Genomic DNA, 19,200 nt, shown 5'->3' on the forward strand with positions numbered 1-19,200 from the left:
AGAACGTAGGCCATGCTTTTTGACCGCTCTGAAATTCTGGAAACATTGCGCATGCTCCAGCTTCAGAACCTGGATGTGCGCACGGTAACTCTGGGTATAAACATTCTGGACTGTCGCCTGGATACCCTCCAGCGAACCCGAAAACGGATAGTTGAAAAAATTGAAAAAATAGCTGGTGATTTTCACCAGGTGGTGGAAGAAATCGCTCTGATTTATGGAATACCCATTGTTAACCGCAGAATTGCCCTTACTCCTATGGCATTGCTTTTCAAAGCCGAAGATGAACCTCAGGAATTGCTGGAACTGGCCCAGGATATTGACAATCTTGCCGCATCGCTGCGGGTGGACTTTGTAGGCGGCTTTTCAGCGCTCATTCACAAGGGTTGTACCAAAGCCGAAGAGGTTTTTATCCACAATCTACCCCAGATACTTGCAGGCACAGAGCGTATTTGCGGTTCTGTGAACGTTGCTTCTTCAAAAAGCGGTATCAACGTGGATGGAATACTGATGATGGGGGAGGTCATTAAAGAAACTGCTGCCTTAAGCGCTCACCGAGATGCTATCGCCTGCGCCAAACTGGTGGTCTTTGCCAATGCCCCGGAAGACAACCCCTTTATGGCTGGCGCCTTTCATGGGGTAGGTGAACCTGAAGCAGTCATCAATGTTGGAGTCAGCGGTCCTGGGGTGGTCAAGGAAGTGGTGGAGCGGAATCCCCAAGCTTCCTTAGGAGAACTCGCCGAAATAATCAAACGCACAGCCTTCAAAATTACCAGAGTGGGCGAGTTGATTGGCAGGGCTGTAGCTTCCCGCCTGAAGGTAGAATTCGGAATTGTGGACCTTTCCTTAGCTCCCACACCGCGGGTTGGCGACAGCGTTGCCGAAGTGATTCAAGCCATGGGGATAGAAAAATGTGGTGCCTGGGGAACCACGCTGGCCCTTGCCTTGCTGACCGATGCCTGCAAAAAGGGGGGCACTATGGCTTCTTCCCGAGTGGGAGGCTTGAGTGGAGCTTTCATCCCAGTAAGTGAGGATGCTGCCATGAATGAAGCCGCTTTGTGCGGTGCGCTGAGCATGGAAAAACTGGAAGCACTCACCAGCGTTTGCTCGGTAGGACTGGACATGATTGCCATTCCCGGAGACACTCCTTCGGAAGTGATTTCCTGCATCATGGCCGATGAAATAGCTATCGGAGTTATTAACCATAAAACAACTGGTGTACGCATCATCCCTGTCCCTGGCAAAAAAGCCGGAGACCGGGTAAGCTGGGGAGGACTACTGGGAGAAACGGTAGTGATGCCCGTTAACCGCTTTTTAGGAAGTCAGTTCATTAAAAGAGGGGGTCACGTTCCAGCCCCGATAACCAGCCTCAAAAACTGACTTCATTGACAGTAATTTCCCCTTTGGATATAATTGTGTTGCTTGTGGAGAAGCATAAGCTGGGGTGTGGCCAAGCGGTAAGGCAAGGGACTTTGGATCCCTGAGCGGAGGTTCGAATCCTCCCACCCCAGCCAGTTCGGAATAAATAAAACAGCGCGACTGAGGCAAGTCGCGTTTTATTTTTAGCTCTTGAGGAGAAAATGGACTTATCCAACTGGGCTCTTTGCGTTCTGGCTGCTGGTGAAGGAAAAAGAATGGCCTCCCAGATACCCAAAAATTTTATCCCGGTTCTGGGACGTCCTCTTTTTGCATACCTGTTCGAAGAAATCAAGGCGTGCCAGTTCGGCGAAATCGCAGTGGTCATTCGCAAGGAGATGCAAGAATACCTCCAGGAATTCCTGGCTAAAGAACCAAGACTGAAAATGGTATTTCAGGAAAGACCATTGGGAACAGCACATGCCCTGCAATCAGCGTTACCTGAACTCTCGAGTTCCACCGAAAAAGTGATGGTTATCTACGCAGATATGCCACTTTTGCGCCATGAAACCCTGAGTAGCTTTGCCAGTTTTTTCCTTGCCAACCAGCTCGAGGTTGCTCTGACCACTTCCCTGGTAGAAGACCCTCGAGGATACGGAAGGATTGTCCGCAGCGCATGCGGAGAGGTGCTTGAAATCCGGGAAGAAAAAGACTGCTCACCTGAAGACCTTGCCATTAAAGAGGTCAACATCGGCATTTTTGCCTTTGACCGCCTAACCATCCAGGACTTGCTGGCTCGGGTTGATAACTGTAACCAGCAGGGAGAGTTTTATCTCACCGATGTGGTTGCACTGGCCTGCAAAGAAAAGCGAAAGCTCAAAAGCTACACTCTACCCTGGAGAGAGGAGTTCATCAATCTCAACACGCCTTCTGACCTTGCTGCAGTAACAGCATACCTGCGTAACCAGAAGAATCAGTCACTGCTTGGACAGGGCGTAAAAATGATAGACCCTGAAAATACCTGGGTAGACTGGGAAGTAGAAATAGGAAGAAATACCTGGCTTTATCCGGGAACGGTAATTGAGGGCAAAAGCAAAATAGGAGAAAACAACCGTATTGGACCTTTCAGCTTGCTGGTTGATACCACAACCGGCAATAGCTGCAAAATCATTTTCAGCGCGGTGGAAGGAGCAGTGATAGAAGACGAGGTGGAAATCGGACCTTTTGCCCACCTGCGCCCGGGCACACAACTTGAGAGAGGGTGTCGCATAGGAAATTTCGTAGAGGTGAAAAACTCGCACATTGGTGCGGGAACCAAAGCATTGCACCTTGCCTACCTGGGTGATGCCCAAATTGGGAAAAAAGTGAACATCGGTGCTGGTACCATCACCTGTAACTACGACGGAAGCAGGAAAAACCCCACTTTTATCGAAGACGAGGTGTTTATAGGAAGCAACAATTCTCTGGTTGCTCCAGTAAGGATTGGAAGAGGTGCCTACACCGCGGCTGGTTCCACCATCACCAGAGACGTTCCGCCAGAGAGCCTGGGTATAGCGCGTGCTCGGCAAAAAAACCTGGAAAACTGGGTTCAAAAAAAGAAAGAGCGGGAGATGAAAAAGGAGCAATGATCAATCTGAACCTCCATCAGCATCTCAAGGTCTTTTCTGGTAATGCCAACCCGACGTTGGCACAGGAAATTTGCTGGTATCTGGATGTTCCACTGGGAAGAGCAGACGTGGGAAGGTTTCCCAACGGGGAAATCCGGGTCCGCATCGAAGAAAGCGTTCGTGGTTGCGATGTGTTCGTCATTCAGCCCACGTCCCCCCCAGCCAACGATAACCTGATGGAACTCCTCATTATGATAGATGCCTTGAGCAGAGCCTCGGCAAAGCGCATAACGGCTGTCATACCCTTTTACGGATATGCTAAGCAAGACCGGAAAACTAAAGGCAGAGAACCCATCTCTGCCAAACTGGTTGCTAACCTGCTGGTAACCGCTGGAGCCAACCGGGTGTTGACCATGGACCTTCATGCCGGGCAAATCCAGGGATTTTTTGATATTCCCGTTGATAATCTGGCGGCTCAGTCACTGCTTGCTCGTTATTTTGCTTCCAAAAACCTGCAAAATCTGGTGGTGGTCAGTCCTGATGTAGGCGGCACCGCCCGAGCAAGAAACTTTGCCAACCGTTTGCAGGTCGACCTTGCAGTTATCGATAAACACCGTCCTAACTATGCTCAGGTGGAAATCATGAACATCATTGGTGACGTCAAGGACAAAACTGTCATCATTGTTGACGACCTCATTGACACTGCAGGGACGTTGGTTGAAGGAGCCGAAGCCCTGCTTAAAAAGGGTGGTGCAAAAGAAGTTTATGCTTGTGCCACACATCCTGTTTTCAGTGGTCAGGCAGTGGAAAAGATTGCTAATTCCCCCATCAAAGAAGTCGTGGTAACCAACACCATCGACGTTAGCGAAAAGATAAGCAAAACTTCTTCATCGAAAATAAAAGTTCTCTCGGTGGCTCCAATCTTTGCAGAGGCCATAAAGAGAATTCATGGGGAACTCTCTATAAGCGAACTCTTCGTCTAATAAGTGGAGGTGGCATAAATGAGTCAAAAAGAGACCATTCTGATCAATCTTGAAAAAAGGGAATCCACAGGGAAAGGAGTTGCCAGGAAGCTGCGCCGTGCAGGATGGGTACCCGGAACTCTTTATTCAAGGCGTAGCGGCCAGGAAGGCTCATTGCCTGTCAAGGTGAAAGAAACCGAGTTGCGGAAAGCACTTCATGTACCGGGCATAATGCACCATTTGGTGGAGTTTTCCATAAATGGGGAAAAGCAGCGCGGCATTATTAAGGACATACAGCGCAACCCCCTGAAAGATGAAATATGGCATGTGGACTTCTATGCGGTGCTCGGCGACCAGAAAATATCGCTCTCCATACCGGTGGTATTGAAAGGAGAAGCGAAAGGGGTTAAGGAAGGAGGCATTTTGGAATTTGCCACTCAGGAGCTGGAAGTGGAATGTCTACCTGATGCCATTCCTGAAGCCATAGAAGTGGACATCTCCAATCTCGAAATTGGCGACTCCATACACGTGGGGGACATCCAACCACCAGAGGGAGTTACCATAACTGAAAGCCCCGACGAAGTGGTGGTTTCAGTAATTCCACCTGAAGTGAGCGTTGAAGAGGAAGCTGCCGAAGCCGAAGAAGAGGAAGAAGCTCAGCCCGAAGTGATTAAAAAAGGAGGAGAGGCAGAAGAGTAGTGCCCTATCTTGTGGTAGGTCTGGGTAACCCAGGTGAAAAATACGCCCTTACCCGGCACAACGTGGGTTTTCGAGTGGTGGATAGGATTGCCTGCAAGGAAAAAGTTTGCTTTTCGAAAACCCCTTATTACTGCTTTTCTATCTTTAAGACCGGCAACCAAGAGGTGTTTCTGATAAAACCACTGACCTATATGAACCGAAGTGGTGTGGCCATGCAGGCCTTCCTGGAAGACCAGGCCTTTACAGTTGATGACCCCCAAAAGATAATCGTGGTTCATGACGAAATCGACCTTCCACCAGGTACCCTGCGCATTAAAAGGGGCGGTGGCACTGCTGGCCATCGAGGTCTTAATTCTCTGGTCGAAGCCTTGAACACTCAGGACTTTGTGAGAGTGAGGGTGGGAATAGGCAAACCTGAACGCAAAGAGTTCATGGTTGATTACGTTCTGGGCATCCCCAGCGATGCCCAGGAAATGCTACTCCTTGAGCGAGCAGAGCAAAAAGCCGTGGAGGCAATTTACTGCATCTTGCAAGAAGGCATTCAGAAAGCAATGAACATTTACAACGCAAAGAGGGAGGAACTGAGCGAAGAAAGTAGCGATGCAAAAATCTGAACGACTGGCCAAAGTAATTTCCGCTTTACTGCAACCTACCTTTGTCGCCGCCTTTCTTTACGGAGTAGTTTCTTTTTCCTTTTTACAACCTCCCTCCAAAGCTCTCTTCTATTGGCTGGTTGGGTTTCTTTTTGCCACTCTGCTACCTACGCTCCTGGTAATCAAGCTGGCCCAAAAAGGTAGGGTTTCAGATCCCGACCTTCCACATCATCGGGAAAGATTTATTCCTTACCTTTTGATTACCGCACTCTATGCAGCAGGCTTTTTGGTTCTCTATCTCCTGAAAGCTCCCCACCCACTTCTTGGAATAACCGCCTGCTACATCGGAGTGACTGCAGTGGGCGCTTTCATTTCTCTTTTCTGGAAAATCAGTATGCATCTTGCCGGCGTAGCAGGGCCAGTAACTGCTCTCGTCTACTACCTGAACCCTTCCTGGGCATTGCTATACGCCCTGCTTTTCCTTTTGGGCTGGGCCCGCTTGTACCTTAAAAAGCATAACCTTTACCAGATTTTGGCAGGCAGCGCTTTTTCTGCCCTAATGACCTACGGAATACTCCATCTCTGGTTTCAAAAATAGCAAAACTGTATATACAATAATTTAAAATGGACGTAATTCTCCGACTGCGGACTTTTCTGAAAACCATCACTCAGCAACTTGCACAATACCAGGTTATTCACCTGAAGAGCGAGGCCCTGATAAGGCCTTTGGTTGCACTCTTTGCTGCTTCTTGGTATCGTCTGCCGCTTTTTTACGTGGTACCAGACCGAAAAACTCAGAACAAAGTTAAAATCCTGCTGGAAGAGCTGTCTACACTTTTTTTTGATGCGAAAGCCAGCATCTTCACATTCGAAAACGCTCCTCGACAGGGCATTATCCTGCAGGAACACCTTCGAAATCAAAAGCCTTTCTCCATTTTTTTGCTTAAAGCCGAAGACCTTTCCTGCGAAATCGAGGAGCTGGAATTCTTCATGGAACATTCTCTTTTGCTTGAAAAAAATCGAGAATACCCACGCACCAGCCTGCTTGAAAAACTGGAAAAAATGGGTTACCAGAGAGAAGACTTTGTAAGAGAACCTGGCTCTTTTGCCTTACGAGGAGAGGTTCTGGACATATTCTCCCCCCAGATGGAACATCCAGTACGAACCTACTGGTTTGCCAATGTACTGGAAAAAATGAAGCTTTTCACAGCAGACACCCAGCGTACCTTTTCGGAAGTGGAACAAGCGCTAATCATTCCAGCCAGCGGCCGTTTTAAAAAACTGCTTCTTCAGGAAGTGCTGAACAAAGTGCAAGGAATCATATTCTGGGACGATGTTTTCCATGAAAAAAGCCCTTTAAGTCTCCCCTACCAGGTTTTTTCCGGCATAGTACCCCGGAGAGAGCACCGCAGTGTTGAGATATTGAGTGAGCCGCTGCCCCTCTTTAGTGGTCGAATGGAACGCTTTCTCAGTTACCTCAGGGAAAATGCTTTTCAAAAAGTGTTGATAACGCTGCCAGCGGAAAAGCTGGAAAGCCTTGCCAGCATTTTGAGAGAGGCTGCCATCCCTTTTAGCAGTGAAATCCACGCTGAAGAAAAAATCATTATTGTGCCTTCCAATCTTCCCCAGGGATTCAGTATCCCTGAAACCGGATTAGCCATATTTTCTGCCCGAGAAATACTGGGCTTCACCTACCCCCATCCTTCTTCTGGGAGAGCCACGCCTCGCGAGGAAGGAGAGCTGCTGCGAGAAATCAAGGAAGGAGACTACGTGGTTCATGAGGAACATGGTGTCGGCATCTTTAAGGGTTTGAAAGAACTGGTAGTGGAAGGCGTGCGCAGGGTTTATATAGAAATTGAGTATGCTGCTTCAGACAAGCTCTATGTCCCCGTAGACAATGCACATCTGGTGCAAAAGTACGTTGGCGGTGAAGGGGTAAGGCCTCGCCTGCAACGCTTGGGGAGCGACGAATGGAGCAAAATTAAAGAGCGAACCAGGAAACAAGCAGGCAAAATAGCCAGGGAATTGGTCGAGCTTTATGCCCGTAGGATACTGGAAGGAGGACATGCTTTTTCCCCGGATACCACGTGGCAGAAACAGCTGGAGCTGGCTTTCCCCTATCTCGAAACACCTGACCAGAGAAAAACCATTGAAGAAGTAAAAAAAGACATGGAGTCACCCAAACCCATGGACCGCCTGGTCTGCGGAGACGTTGGATTTGGAAAGACCGAGATTGCCGTCCGAGCCTCCTTCAAAGCGGTTATGGACGGAAAACAGGTGGCACTTTTGGCTCCAACTACTCTCCTTTCCGAACAACACTACATAACCTTCCGAGAAAGGATGAAGGATTTTCCAATTAGGATAGAAGTCCTGAACCGCTTCAAAAGCCTTGCGCAGCAGCGGGAAATTGTGGAACAGATTAAAAAAGGGCAAGTGGATATCGTAATTGGCACTCATCGTTTGTTGCAAAAAGACATCGCCTTTAAAGACCTGGGGCTTTTAATCATTGACGAGGAACAGCGATTTGGTGTTTTTCACAAGGAAAAACTGAAACAGCTGAAAGTGGGCGTGGACGTACTTACCTTGACCGCAACTCCCATACCTCGAACTCTTTATCTCTCCTTACTGGGAATACGAGACATAAGCTGCATTGAAACGCCACCTGAGGGGAGAAAAAACATTCACACTTTGGTGTTGCCCCGCAAAAAAGAGTACATCCAGCAAGCAATCGCTCAGGAGTTGGAACGTGAGGGACAAATTTTCTATGTATGTCCTCGCATCAAAGATTTAATGAAAATAGCCGAAGAGCTGAGAGAAATGTTTCCCAAAATCAACTTTGCTTTTGCCCACGGCAGAATGAGCGGCAAAGAACTGGAAAAAATCATGACCGACTTTTATCAGGGCAAAATCCCTCTTCTTCTCTGTACCACCATCATTGAAATCGGGCTGGATATCCCCTCAGTCAACACCTTAATCGTGGACCCGGCAACTCACTTTGGGTTAGCCCAGCTCTATCAACTACGCGGGAGAATAGGCAGAGGAAATCGAGAAGCGTATGCGTATTTCTTTTATCCTCGTCACCTGGACCACAAAGCCCGGGAACGCCTCAACGCACTTCTTGAATTCACTGAAACCGGTTCTGGCTTCAAATTGGCTCTACGAGACCTTGAAATTCGCGGAGCTGGGAATATACTTGGTCCGGAACAGCACGGCTTTATTCAGGAAGTTGGATTTCACCTCTATTCTCGACTTCTGGAAGAGGAAATTGCACGGCTAAAGGGAGAAATCGAGCAGTTACCCTCGGAGTTTCCAGTTCAAATTTCCCTTAAGGAAGAAGCTTACCTACCCGATTACTACATTTTTTCTGAGTCAGAAAGACTGCGTTATTACCAGAAGCTGCTCAAAGCTTTGAACGAGGAAGAAATAGCAAAAATCGCTGAAGAAATGGAAGACCGCTTTGGGAAAATGCCTCCTCCAGTCTCTACCTTGTTTTCTCTCACAAAGCTCAAGTATTATGCTAAAATAACTCAGGTTGAAGAGATTAAGCAGGAAGGAACACGAATATTCATTATCGGACCTTTGGAAGCATTGGTCAGGTTGCAAAGCGCTTTTCGGGAAAGTGCGGTAGCAACAATTCTTACCAGGTACAAAGACCGAGCTGCGCTCAGAATGCCATTTATCGGTACCAAAAAGTTAGCTCAGCTCTTAGAAAAGGTGATCCGAAATGGACAAACATAGAGAGGCTTCAGAGCTTTTCCAGGAACTGCTTTTCATTGTTGACACTTTGCGGGGAGAAAATGGCTGTCCCTGGGACAAGCAACAAACCCGGGAAACCCTCAAACCTCTTATGATAGAAGAGCTTTATGAAGCTTTTGAGGCTATCGACAAGGGGGACGAAGAAAGCCTTAGTGAAGAACTTGGCGACATGCTCTTACACATCATTTTTCACGCCAGAATAGGCAAGGAGAAAGGTACTTTCACCATAGAACAGGTTCTTCAGAAAATAATTTCCAAAATGCGGGTGCGACATCCCCACGTCTTTGGAGAAGTGCAAGCCAAGGATGTGCAGGAAGTACTGAAAAATTGGGAAGAAATCAAGGACCGCAAGGAAAAAAGAGAAAGCATGCTTGCCTCGATACCCCGTCACCTACCAGCGCTTCTGCGTGCACACGCCATTCAGTCTCGAGTGGCCAGGGTGGGATTTGACTGGCACAATGCCGACGCAGTATGGGCTAAGGTCCTGGAAGAGCTCGAAGAACTGGATGCAGCACGCAAAAGCAATGACCAGGAACGCATGACGCGAGAATGGGGGGACCTGGTCTTTGCTCTGGTGAACCTGGCCCGTCATCTAAACATTGATCCCGAAGAAGCACTAAGAAAAACCTGCGATCGCTTTACTGAGCGTTTCAACTTTATAGAAAGGGAGCTGGAAAAGCAAGGTAAGAAACCATCTCAAGCATCCCTGGAGGAGATGGATAGTTTATGGGAGAAGGCCAAAGAAAACTCATGCTGATTACGCTTGAAGAGCTCATGAAAAGAGTGGAAGTTCTGCTGCCCCTTATCCGGGGATGGAACCCGGACCTCCTGGTGGGAGCAAGTAATGGAGGTATTATCATTGCAGGTATACTTAACCAGTTTCTAAACCGAGAACTGCGGACGCTTGACTTTGACGAAAGCAAGCAGGAAGTCCGCTGGGAAGCAGTGGGCAACCTTCCAGGTAAAAGAGTGCTCTTAATCAGTGCCTATCCAATCCCTGAGCAACTTCTCCATCACATAGAAAACTTCTTAAAAGAAAGAGGCGCTCTTTCCATAGTTTACTTGGTGGGAGTAGGCAGTGGAGGAGATTATTCCTGCTTCCCAGAGCTATCGAGAGAGGAAACGGTTTTTCCCTGGGAACCAAGTGAGAATTGACAAATACCTGAAAATCAGCGGGATTTTTAAGCGCAGGACACTGGCCCAAACAGCCTGTCGAAGTGGCAGAATACTTATCAACGGACGACCTGCCAAACCAGGAGACAGGGTAAGGGTGGATGACGAAATCACTCTGCTGCATCCGGCCTGGAAAATGGTAATCAGGGTGAAAATGGTACCAGAACGCAAACTGCCACCTCAGGAAGAGCTGTATGAAGTGCTTTCCAGAGAAAAGAGGGGGGAAGATCTTTGAAAATAGTGATCTGCCCGGATTCTTTTAAGGGGAGTCTGCAAAGCTTTGAAGCAAGCCAGGCAATTGGTTCGGGGCTTGAAAAGGCGAGCACATCTTTCACCATCATTGAAAAACCACTTGCTGATGGCGGAGAAGGCACAGTGGAGTCAATTGTCCGGGCAACCGGGGGCCAGATAATTGAAAAGGAAGTTTCCGGACCGCTGGGCGAAAAAGTAAAAGCCAAGATGGGGCTTCTTCCTGACGGTACCTGTGTGATTGAACTCGCTCAGGCCGCAGGATTACCACAAGTACCTCCTCAAAAAAGAAACCCCCGCTTTACAACCACCTATGGAGTAGGAGAACTCCTTAAAGAAGCCATTCTTCGGAAATGTCCTCGCATTGTGCTGGGAATTGGAGGCAGTGCAACCTGCGATGGAGGAACCGGAGCCTTACAGGCTCTGGGCATGCGCTTCAAAGATGCAGAAGGCAGAGAACTGCAGGGCATAGGCGACAACCTTCCCAAAATACACAGTATCGATCAAAGTGCCTTTCTCAAAGCTGAGGGCATCGAGATACTGATTGCCTGTGACGTCGAAAACCCACTGTACGGACCTCAGGGAGCAAGCTACGTTTATGCTCCCCAGAAAGGGGCGAGTCCCGAGGACGTACAATATCTTGACCAGGGCCTGAAGCACTGGGCACGCTTGATACACCAGGAAACTGGGATTTCGGTAGACAACCTAAAGGGAGCCGGTGCAGCAGGAGGAATTGGTGCCGCATTACACGCTTTTTTGGGAGCACGCATTGTGAAGGGAATAGAACTCATTGCGCAACTAGTGGGCCTGGAAGAAGCTATCAAGGACGCTGATTTGGTCATCAGCGGTGAGGGAAAGTTTGACCAACAAACCCTCTTTGGTAAAGTAATCCATGGGGTGATGAAATACTGCCAGAAGTTTGGGAAACCGTTAATTGTGCTGGCTGGAAAAATTGAATGGGAACAGCTTTCCCAAGAATTACCGGAAGGCATTCTGGCAGCCTTTTCAATTGCCAGCGGGCCGATAAGCGAGCAAGAAGCCATGCAAAAAGCCTCTTTCTTGCTTGAAAAAGTTGCCTTCAACCTGGGCAGAATTCTTTGTTTGGGGAGGGAAAACAATGAAAAAAATACTTTTTGAATTTCCCGACCAGGGTATACGTATAGAAGCAGAGCTTTTGCAGAGCAAGCTTGCCGAAAAACTGACTGGTATTCTTCCCTACGAAACCCGGGTCAACACCTGGGGCGAGGAAATCTATTTTGCTATACCACTTAAAAGCGATATTGAAAAACCACAGGAAACAGTTGCCAAGGGGGATGTCGCATACTGGCCCGAAGGGGCTTGTCTGTGCCTCTTTTTCGGACCCACTCCCATAAGCAGCGGAGAAGAAATACGCCCAGCAAGTGCAGTGGAAGTGGTTGGTAAAATTTCATCTGGATATGAAGCGCTGAAAAAGGTTGTTTCGGGAAGCAAGGTCAGTATTTCCCTTATCCAGGACTAAAAATAAAATGAGTTAGAATAAACTTAGAAAGGAGATGAACTGAATGAGTACCATTTTTGATGTTCGTGCCAGAGAGATACTTGATTCACGCGGCAACCCTACTGTTGAGGTAGAAGTAGTCCTTGCTTCGGGAGCCTTCGGAAGGGCGGCTGTTCCCTCCGGTGCTTCCACTGGTACCTTTGAAGCAGTTGAATTGCGAGATGGCGATAAAAACCGTTACCTGGGAAAAGGTGTCCGCAAGGCAGTCGAAAACGTCAACGAAATAATCGCCCCTGAAATCATTGGTCTTGATGCACTGGAGCAATGTAAAATAGACAAAACTCTGATTGAGCTTGATGGAACACCTAATAAAGGAAAACTGGGAGCCAATGCCATACTGGGGGTCTCGCTTGCTGTTGCCAAGGCAGCCGCTGAATACTGCGGTCTTCCTCTTTACCGCTATATAGGTGGAGTAGGGGCCCGGGAGCTGCCAGTGCCCCTTATGAACATCCTAAACGGCGGAAAACACGCCGATAGCGGTGTAGACATTCAGGAATTCATGATTGCACCCTGTGGAGCTCCTTCTTTCGCTGAAGCTTTGCGTATGGGTGCTGAAGTTTTCCATCACCTTGCCAAGGTCCTGAAGCGTAGAGGATACTCAATTGGTGTGGGCGACGAGGGAGGTTTTGCACCCAATCTGCATTCTTCCGAAGAAGCCATAGAAGTTATCATAGAAGCCATCCAGGCAGCCGGCTATGAACCAGGGAAGGATGTTTTTCTGGCTCTTGACGTCGCTGCTTCCGAGCTTTTCCAGGATGGAATATACGTTTTCTCTCGTGAAGGCGTGAAAAGGAACATCGACGAGATGATCGAGTTCTACCAGAGCCTGGTGGAAAAATACCCCATCGTTTCCATCGAAGACGCCCTCTCCGAAGAAGATTGGGATGGCTGGAAGAAGCTCACCTTTGCCCTGGGTGAAAGAATACAGCTGGTTGGAGACGACCTCTTTGTAACCAATAAAGAGCGCCTTTTGCGAGGCATCAGAGAAAAGACTTGCAATTCTATTCTCATCAAGCTGAATCAAATAGGTACCTTGAGCGAAACCCTGGAAACTATTGAAATTGCAAAAAGAGCGGGATACACTTCTATAATCTCTCATCGCTCAGGAGAAACTGAAGATACTACCATTGCTGACCTCGCTGTGGCAACGAATGCAGGACAGATAAAAACCGGCTCACTCTGTCGTTCTGAACGCATAGCTAAGTACAACCAGCTTCTGAGGATTGAAGAGGAACTTGGTGATGTGGCCATTTTCAGGGGAAAAGACGTCTTCCCCACCAAGAAATAACCAGCTGAATATCTGGAGAATACTTTTTATCACTTTTTTTACCATAGTCCTTTTGCTGTGGATAAACCAGTTCTTAGAGAAAATGGTTATCTACTGGAAAACATGCGAAAGGATTGAGCAGTTCATCCGAGAAGAAGAAAGATTACAGCAGGAAATAGCTGCTATGAAGAAAGAAAAAGAATACCTGCACCAGGACTGGTACATAGAGAAATTAGCCCGGGAACGCCTTAACCTTGTCAAGCCAGGGGAAATTGTTGTGGAGCTGGTTCCCTCTCAAAATCCTTGACAAAGTTTCGGCAAGGTTTGTATAATTAACCCAATTTCAAATAAGGAGGAGCTTAGTAGTTTATGGTTGAAGTGGACAGCATCGTGGAAGGCAAAGTGATAGGCATTGCCAAGTTCGGGGCATTCGTCGAACTTGAAGATGGGAGCAAAGGCCTCATCCACATTTCAGAAATTTCTAACCAGTTTGTAAAGGACGTCAACGATTTTCTCAAAGTAAACGACCGGGTCAAAGTAAAAGTACTCCGAGTCTCCCCGGACGGCAAAATCGACCTATCTCTAAAAAGAGTTGTAGACGAAGAAAAAGAGTACGCAACCAAACTGGAGCAGAGCAAAGCAACTCTGGAGCAAAAAATGAGCCGTTTCTTGAAAGAAAGTCAGGAAAAGCTGGCCAGCCTGAAAACTTCCCGGGACACCAAAAGAAGACGGTAAAAACTTTCAGGTCCGGCATATAAAGCCTCTGTGCCGGACCTGAAAAAAAACCTGTCAAAAACCATTAAAAACCTAAAGCACGCAGTCTTTCTTTCTCAGTGATTATTTCGCCCTTTTCGTTCACACAGCGTAAAACGCCTTTGATAACCCTGGTTTGCGTTCTACCCAGAGCTTCCGGATTACCCAGAAGATGTGGAGCATCCAGAATGCCTCTTCTTACTGCTTCAGCAATGACCCGAGGAGAAGTAAAAGAATCCTCTTCTTTTTCTCCCAGCTTGCGGATTGCCTCCAGAATTAAGCGTCCTTCCTCTTTAAGCTCTTCTTTGCGCTCTTTGATGAAAGCATCCCCTTCTATCGAAGGCAATCCAAAAAGAAGGTCTTTCAGGACTCCGTTAACAATCTGGGCACTTTCAATCACTTCCTCCGGGCGAGCAAGGTGAACAGCCTCACAGAAACCAACCACATGGATGATGTCTGGTTCCAGGAAGAGACCCAAAGCAGTAGAAGCGCCGAGCTGCCCCTTAGCCAGATTGAGATCCGCAGAAAAATGAGCCAGACCACCTCGAACCTGAGTAAAAACCGTAAACTCGTCATCAATCAGCTCTGCAATGAGTTCCCTCTTGGCAAGCATTTTAGCCAGGTCAGCCACAGGAGAAATGCCAGGAGGCGTGTTGAGCATATACTGGGCAACGTAAAAACGGGCTCCAGCTTTTTTCGCATTGTAAGCAGCAAGATAAAACGAAGCAACGGCCACCGAATCAGGAGCGTCTCTCAGGCTCCACTGGTGTGACTCATTTACTTCAAGAGGCACGCCTAAGGAAGCATAGGTTTTCATAGCTTCCTGATTTTCTCGAATTGCTTCCTCAAGAGAACGCTTGCTGCGACCATCGAGGACACTATACCAAGTGAGGGGCACTGCTCCCCAGGCAATATTAATGGTCTCTTTCAAAAGATGTGCCCACTTTACAAGGTCATTAGTTCCACTGTAACAGCGCAGCAAGGGATAATTCCCTCGGCGCGAAGCCTTATAAATCTGCTCCAGGTCCTCTTTGTTGCGCAGTGGTACCCCTCCTGCACCGCTACGTTCGGGAATCATCTGTTCAGGGCGAAAGAAAAATTCCTGTGCATTCTGGTCAGGACCAAGAGAAATCACATCGATCACTTTTGCCTCAGCAATCCTGCTCACACCCTGTACCGTTTCCTCCACCGTGGGCAGGCCAAAGTGGTGACGCAAGATGGGAAAGGGCTTTCTGGAAGCTATGCGTTCAGGCAAATTCTGGGGGTACCTTTCCTCAGGGGTCGTCCTTGGCCTATCAGAGATGCTTTCCAGAATTTCTTGAAAAGTTTCCTCTCCAGTAAAGATGAAGTTGAAAATACCTATTTCCTCGGCGATGGACTTCAAAGAAGGTGTGCAGCTTAAAATAAGCTCCAGCTTGCCCTCCAGGCCCTTTGCTTTCAGAGCGTCTCGGAGCTCTCTGAAAAGGGAACGTGCAGCATCTTCGCTCAAGCGGTAACCAACAATCACCTTTTGTGGTTTGTGGTTGACAATTTCCTGAACCAGCTTTTCAATGGGAACAGCTGGACCCAGAAAAATCGATTTATACCCGTATTCCTCTGCCAGGCTTAGAAAACGGTAAATGCCTGCAACATGCACGCAGTTTCCTATCGAAGCACCAATGATTAATTTTTGCGAAGTCATAGCTTCTCCTCCTCAACAACCACCATTTCCCGAATTTCTTTCACAGACATACCCGCAACTCCCAGTTTCTCAACGGTTCTCCCTTCCAAAAAGTAATTTCTCCCGTGTAACAGTGAAGCAAGATGAATAAGGGCATCGATGGTAGGTGTGGGAACTCCCAGCATTTTGCCAAAAGAAGCAATGGGAACCAGACTCATGGGCACATCTTCGGTAATGTAGCGATGAAAAATGGTGGAAGGCGCTTTAATACCCCGATAACCAGGGTTGTTTTGAATGGCCTCGTAGAGGTTGCGTCCGTAAGCATCATACGCTGAGTACAACCATTCTCTTGCAGTAACCGCTCTCACTCCCAAGGCCTCAGCAACCTTAACTCTTTCCTGATCCACAGCTTCAAGAATCAAGGCCACCGAAGGAGTAATCCCTTCCATATAATAGTCAAACTCCCCATGAGTGCTTTCGATGCGCCCGGCATTCAGAATAGTTAGGGTGGGATGGAAAACGGCTCCAATGTTGTTGAAGCTGGTCTTCAAAACGTTGTCTTCGGGAACAAACTGGGGCAAAGCCTGACGCAAAGTTCGCACCACTTCTACCGTTTTATAGGCCGGGATGGCAGCAACTGGAATACTGTTTTTAATCCTGAAAATGCGTGCCTGAGCCGGACCAGTGACCCGGCTTGCGAAAATAAAAGTTTGTGCTTCGGCAACGATGACTTCTGCTTTTACTCCCCGCTCCTGAAAAACATGCTTGACTTCAAGAGCTCCACCGGTCCTGCCAGGGTTCAAAACCACGATTTGGCCATCCTCAAGATAAGGAGACATGATTTCTGCCAGGAAGCGGTGTCCAGTTGCTGGAACTACTACCATGATAACCTTGGCACCCTTTACAGCCTCACCAATGTCAGAGGTCACCAGCTTCAGAGGAGCAAAACCTTGAATTTCCCCCTCCAACTGAACACCACCCATGATTTTCACAGACCCAATCCTCTCCGGGCTGCGGTTGAAAAGATGAACCGGAAAACCCTTAAGAGCCAGATATCCCGCTAACGCCTGACCACCATGACCGGCACCCAGTATTGCAAAAGTAATTTGCTCACTCATATTGCAACTCCAACCTTTTTGCAGCGATTTCCAGGAGACGTCTAACCATTTCCTGGTAACTAAAGCCAGCAACGCTACACATTTCGGGAAAAGCACTGTGACGAGGATGTAGCAAGGGCAAGGAATTGATTTCGAAAAAGAAAGGCATGCCTTCTTTTTCTGCAAAAATACAGTGGAAGGTCGCAAAATCACGTAGGTTCAATTCCCGGTATATCTTAAGAGCCATGTTCTCCACAAGTGTTTTTTGCTCCTCAGAAAGGTCCGAAGGACAGGCAACATCAATGACGTAACCCCTGCGGTTTTTGAGTTCCGGATCACGAATGGGTTTTTCTTTGCTCAGGTTTACTTCCATAATGGGCAGAACCTCCAGTTCCCGGTCGTTGCCCCATATACCTATCACCAATTCACGGCCTGCAACAAACTTTTCAACCAGTAATTTCTCCATACTCTTTCGATAAAAATCTTCCAGGGCTTCCTTTAAGCGGGACTCTTCAGTGATTAAAGAGCTCATATCAATAAGGTTATCCTGAATTCTGAAACGGGGCTTGATGATAAACGGCAAATCCAGGTTCTCGGGAATTTCCAGGTTGGGTGACCATAAAAAATACGAGGGCGTGGGCACGCCAATACCTCGCAGAGAAAGCTTAACCAAACTGCGGTCCAAACACAGGGAGTGGACAGTGGAGCTGGAACCAAGGTAGGGGATACCCATGGAGTCAAAAATAGAGGGGAGAAAGGACTGATTATAAATTCGTGCTGCTGAAACTGCAAGATTAAAAACGAAATCCACCTCGCCTCGAGCGAAGAAATCAATAAGCTCTGGTAAGGGCTGGTCAACATTCAGTCTTACCACTTCCAGAGAAAGCTCTCTCAAAGATTGCTCTATGAGTTCCAGGGTCTTACCTTTCAAATCAGGTTGCAGTTGATAATAGCGACTTTCCCGCTCCTCGAAGACGCTCTGGCTGTAAGCAATACAAATTCTCCTGATAGTAATAGCGTTTCACCTCCTCTGGCGTAATAAAGCCGGAAGCAGAATTTCTGCTGGAATAAGAGCAAATAGTGCTCTTTAAATTTATCATAAACCGGCGCTTTCTTGCAAATTTTGCACCCAGAAAGCATCAGCTCCTTTGCTATAATAAGCGCATGGACCACAAAAAATTCATGGAAATAGCTTTAAAGGAAGCCTGGCAGGCTTTCCAGGAAGACGAAGTCCCAGTTGGGGCTTGCCTGGTCAAAAACGGGCAAATTGTATCCTGTGGTCACAACCGCCGGGAAAAACTGCAGGATGTTACTTCACATGCAGAAATAGAAACCATTCGTAAGGCTTCCCAGGAACTTGGTACCTGGAGACTGGAAAATTGTATTCTGTACGTGACCCTTGAACCCTGTCCCATGTGTGCTGGTGCCATAATTCAGGCCCGGATTCATAAAGTCTATTTCGGTGCCAGAGATCCTAAGGCTGGTGCAGCAGGAAGCAAAATTAACCTCTTTCAACCCGGGCTTTTTAACCATACCACTGAAATAGAAGGAGGATTACTTGCAGAAAAGTGTAGCCAAATCCTGAAACAATATTTTAAAATAAAGAGAGAACAGAGCGGAGAGGTGGCCGAGCTGGACGAAGGCGCTCGACTCGAAATCGAGTAGGCAGGTGCAGAGCTTGCCTCGTGGGTTCGAATCCCACCCTCTCCGCCAGGCCCAAGGAATTTAAAGGAACAACAAAGCTCGCAATAACTTCACCACAAATGCACGTATACCACTGCAAGCACCAGCTACAAAACTCGGCAAACGACTAAGCTTTAAAAAACCAGTACGGAGGGGATGACCCATGAAAGGCTGGCAAATGCAGGAACTCAAAAACATTGTTAAAAAGTATGGTGGCCAGGTAGCCCTGTGTGAATCAAAAGAAGCTGCACAGGAAAAAGCCCGAGAACTGGGAACAAACGCAAAGATACTTCAGGTTGCCGGAGACCCTAAACATTACGTCCTGCTTCCTGAAGGAGCGGACATCAAATCAATCGCTAAAGAAATCTACGAAAAAGCAGCGCTGGAAGTAAGTGAAAGCTGAAAGCGCAAATTCTGAGAGTTTTTCAGTCTTTGAGGAACCGACATATAAACCCGGCACTGGTCAGAAGGGAGGAACAATGCTTGAAAAGGTATGGCATGGTAATCAAAGTAAAACCTGAAAAACTGGAAGAATACAAGAAGCTGCACCAGAACGTATGGCCAGGAGTGCTCAAAACTATTAAAGAGTGCAATATTCGTAACTACAGCATCTTCTACAAAGATGGGTATCTTTTTAGTTACTATGAATATGTGGGCGATAATTACGAAGAAGACATGAAGAAGATGGCTCAAGATCCGGTAACTCAGGAATGGTGGAAGCTTTGCAAACCCTGCCAGGAACCCCTGGAAACCCGCAAAGAGGGAGAATGGTGGGCAGAAATGGAAGAAGTATTCCATGTTGATTAAAAGG

Annotated in this window: 21 protein-coding genes and 2 tRNA genes; 20 read left to right on the top strand and 3 right to left on the bottom strand. The window is 47.6% G+C overall.

From position 1 onward, the window contains the following. The first annotated feature begins 12 nt into the window (after positions 1–12). From ACKTT1_RS11045 to ACKTT1_RS11120, 16 genes are all read left to right on the top strand, one after another. Positions 13–1,377 carry a PFL family protein gene (locus ACKTT1_RS11045; protein ID WP_412709626.1) on the top strand — a complete coding sequence of 455 codons (1,365 nt, stop codon included), beginning with the start codon at positions 13–15 and terminating at the stop codon, positions 1,375–1,377. A gap of 60 nt (positions 1,378–1,437) precedes the next feature. Then, a tRNA-Gln gene (locus ACKTT1_RS11050) sits at positions 1,438–1,511 on the top strand. A 66-nt stretch (positions 1,512–1,577) separates the two neighbouring features. Then, positions 1,578–2,981 (top strand): bifunctional UDP-N-acetylglucosamine diphosphorylase/glucosamine-1-phosphate N-acetyltransferase GlmU, encoded by a 1,404-nt coding sequence (glmU, locus tag ACKTT1_RS11055; RefSeq protein ID WP_412709627.1) that lies wholly within the window; start codon positions 1,578–1,580, stop codon positions 2,979–2,981. Next, a complete protein-coding gene (locus ACKTT1_RS11060; RefSeq protein WP_412709628.1) occupies positions 2,978–3,943 on the top strand; it encodes a ribose-phosphate diphosphokinase in 966 nt (321 codons plus the stop codon). Before glmU ends, ACKTT1_RS11060 begins: the two co-directional genes overlap by 4 nt. 18 nt (positions 3,944–3,961) lie before the next feature. After that, positions 3,962–4,621 (top strand): 50S ribosomal protein L25/general stress protein Ctc, encoded by a 660-nt coding sequence (locus ACKTT1_RS11065; RefSeq protein WP_369018305.1) that lies wholly within the window; start codon positions 3,962–3,964, stop codon positions 4,619–4,621. Further along, positions 4,621–5,235, top strand: coding sequence for an aminoacyl-tRNA hydrolase (gene pth, locus ACKTT1_RS11070; protein ID WP_369018304.1), 615 nt, complete (start codon positions 4,621–4,623; stop codon positions 5,233–5,235). The genes ACKTT1_RS11065 and pth overlap by 1 nt, the downstream gene beginning before the upstream one ends. Beyond that, positions 5,222–5,812 carry a hypothetical protein gene (locus tag ACKTT1_RS11075; RefSeq protein WP_412709629.1) on the top strand — a complete coding sequence of 197 codons (591 nt, stop codon included), beginning with the start codon at positions 5,222–5,224 and terminating at the stop codon, positions 5,810–5,812. Before pth ends, ACKTT1_RS11075 begins: the two co-directional genes overlap by 14 nt. 26 nt (positions 5,813–5,838) lie before the next feature. Further along, complete coding sequence (gene mfd / locus ACKTT1_RS11080; protein WP_412709630.1) at positions 5,839–8,952, top strand: transcription-repair coupling factor; 3,114 nt, start codon at positions 5,839–5,841, stop codon at positions 8,950–8,952. Continuing rightward, the gene (gene mazG, locus ACKTT1_RS11085; RefSeq protein WP_369018301.1) at positions 8,939–9,727 is read left to right on the top strand and encodes a nucleoside triphosphate pyrophosphohydrolase; all 789 of its coding nucleotides are present in this window, start codon (positions 8,939–8,941) and stop codon (positions 9,725–9,727) included. The genes mfd and mazG overlap by 14 nt, the downstream gene beginning before the upstream one ends. Then, positions 9,697–10,125 (top strand): hypothetical protein, encoded by a 429-nt coding sequence (locus ACKTT1_RS11090; protein WP_369018300.1) that lies wholly within the window; start codon positions 9,697–9,699, stop codon positions 10,123–10,125. Before mazG ends, ACKTT1_RS11090 begins: the two co-directional genes overlap by 31 nt. Further along, positions 10,115–10,378, top strand: coding sequence for an RNA-binding S4 domain-containing protein (locus tag ACKTT1_RS11095; protein ID WP_369018299.1), 264 nt, complete (start codon positions 10,115–10,117; stop codon positions 10,376–10,378). Before ACKTT1_RS11090 ends, ACKTT1_RS11095 begins: the two co-directional genes overlap by 11 nt. A gap of 5 nt (positions 10,379–10,383) precedes the next feature. Next, positions 10,384–11,529 carry a glycerate kinase gene (locus ACKTT1_RS11100; RefSeq protein ID WP_369019448.1) on the top strand — a complete coding sequence of 382 codons (1,146 nt, stop codon included), beginning with the start codon at positions 10,384–10,386 and terminating at the stop codon, positions 11,527–11,529. After that, the gene (locus ACKTT1_RS11105) at positions 11,510–11,890 is read left to right on the top strand and encodes a cyclophilin-like fold protein (protein ID WP_369018298.1); all 381 of its coding nucleotides are present in this window, start codon (positions 11,510–11,512) and stop codon (positions 11,888–11,890) included. Before ACKTT1_RS11100 ends, ACKTT1_RS11105 begins: the two co-directional genes overlap by 20 nt. A 43-nt stretch (positions 11,891–11,933) precedes the next feature. Further along, on the top strand, positions 11,934–13,217 hold the full coding sequence (eno, locus tag ACKTT1_RS11110) for a phosphopyruvate hydratase (protein WP_412709631.1): 1,284 nt from the start codon (positions 11,934–11,936) through the stop codon (positions 13,215–13,217). 52 nt (positions 13,218–13,269) lie between these two features. Continuing rightward, entirely contained in the window at positions 13,270–13,503 is a 234-nt protein-coding gene (locus ACKTT1_RS11115) for an FtsB family cell division protein (RefSeq protein ID WP_369018296.1), read from the top strand. A gap of 62 nt (positions 13,504–13,565) precedes the next feature. After that, positions 13,566–13,931 carry a S1 RNA-binding domain-containing protein gene (locus ACKTT1_RS11120; protein ID WP_369018295.1) on the top strand — a complete coding sequence of 122 codons (366 nt, stop codon included), beginning with the start codon at positions 13,566–13,568 and terminating at the stop codon, positions 13,929–13,931. A 64-nt stretch (positions 13,932–13,995) separates the two neighbouring features. Here the strand turns inward: ACKTT1_RS11120 and ACKTT1_RS11125 are convergent, their stop codons facing one another. Genes ACKTT1_RS11125 through ACKTT1_RS11135 form a run of 3 tightly spaced genes read right to left on the bottom strand, consistent with a single transcriptional unit; the run spans position 13,996 to position 17,637 of the window. Further along, positions 13,996–15,630, bottom strand: coding sequence for a methionine synthase (locus ACKTT1_RS11125; protein WP_412709632.1), 1,635 nt, complete (start codon positions 15,628–15,630; stop codon positions 13,996–13,998). Beyond that, positions 15,627–16,727 (bottom strand): NAD/NADP-dependent octopine/nopaline dehydrogenase family protein, encoded by a 1,101-nt coding sequence (locus tag ACKTT1_RS11130; protein WP_369018293.1) that lies wholly within the window; start codon positions 16,725–16,727, stop codon positions 15,627–15,629. Before ACKTT1_RS11130 ends, ACKTT1_RS11125 begins: the two co-directional genes overlap by 4 nt. Then, a complete protein-coding gene (locus ACKTT1_RS11135; protein WP_369018292.1) occupies positions 16,720–17,637 on the bottom strand; it encodes a hypothetical protein in 918 nt (305 codons plus the stop codon). Before ACKTT1_RS11135 ends, ACKTT1_RS11130 begins: the two co-directional genes overlap by 8 nt. Positions 17,638–17,870: 233 nt before the next feature. Here ACKTT1_RS11135 and tadA point away from each other — a divergent pair, with 233 nt between their 5' ends. The 4 genes from tadA to ACKTT1_RS11155 all read left to right on the top strand — a co-directional run bounded on the left by tadA (position 17,871) and on the right by ACKTT1_RS11155 (position 19,196). Continuing rightward, positions 17,871–18,371 carry a tRNA adenosine(34) deaminase TadA gene (gene tadA / locus ACKTT1_RS11140; RefSeq protein ID WP_369019447.1) on the top strand — a complete coding sequence of 167 codons (501 nt, stop codon included), beginning with the start codon at positions 17,871–17,873 and terminating at the stop codon, positions 18,369–18,371. Next, positions 18,324–18,419 (top strand) — tRNA-Ser (locus tag ACKTT1_RS11145). The genes tadA and ACKTT1_RS11145 overlap by 48 nt, the downstream gene beginning before the upstream one ends. 133 nt (positions 18,420–18,552) lie before the next feature. Next, positions 18,553–18,792 (top strand): hypothetical protein, encoded by a 240-nt coding sequence (locus ACKTT1_RS11150; protein ID WP_412709633.1) that lies wholly within the window; start codon positions 18,553–18,555, stop codon positions 18,790–18,792. Positions 18,793–18,872: 80 nt separating this feature from the next. Continuing rightward, positions 18,873–19,196, top strand: coding sequence for an L-rhamnose mutarotase (locus ACKTT1_RS11155; RefSeq protein ID WP_369018290.1), 324 nt, complete (start codon positions 18,873–18,875; stop codon positions 19,194–19,196). Positions 19,197–19,200 lie beyond the last annotated feature (4 nt).

Origin of the sequence: Atrimonas thermophila (genome assembly GCF_045864955.1) — a bacterium.
Classification (GTDB): domain Bacteria; phylum Atribacterota; class Atribacteria; order Atribacterales; family Thermatribacteraceae; genus Thermatribacter; species Thermatribacter velox.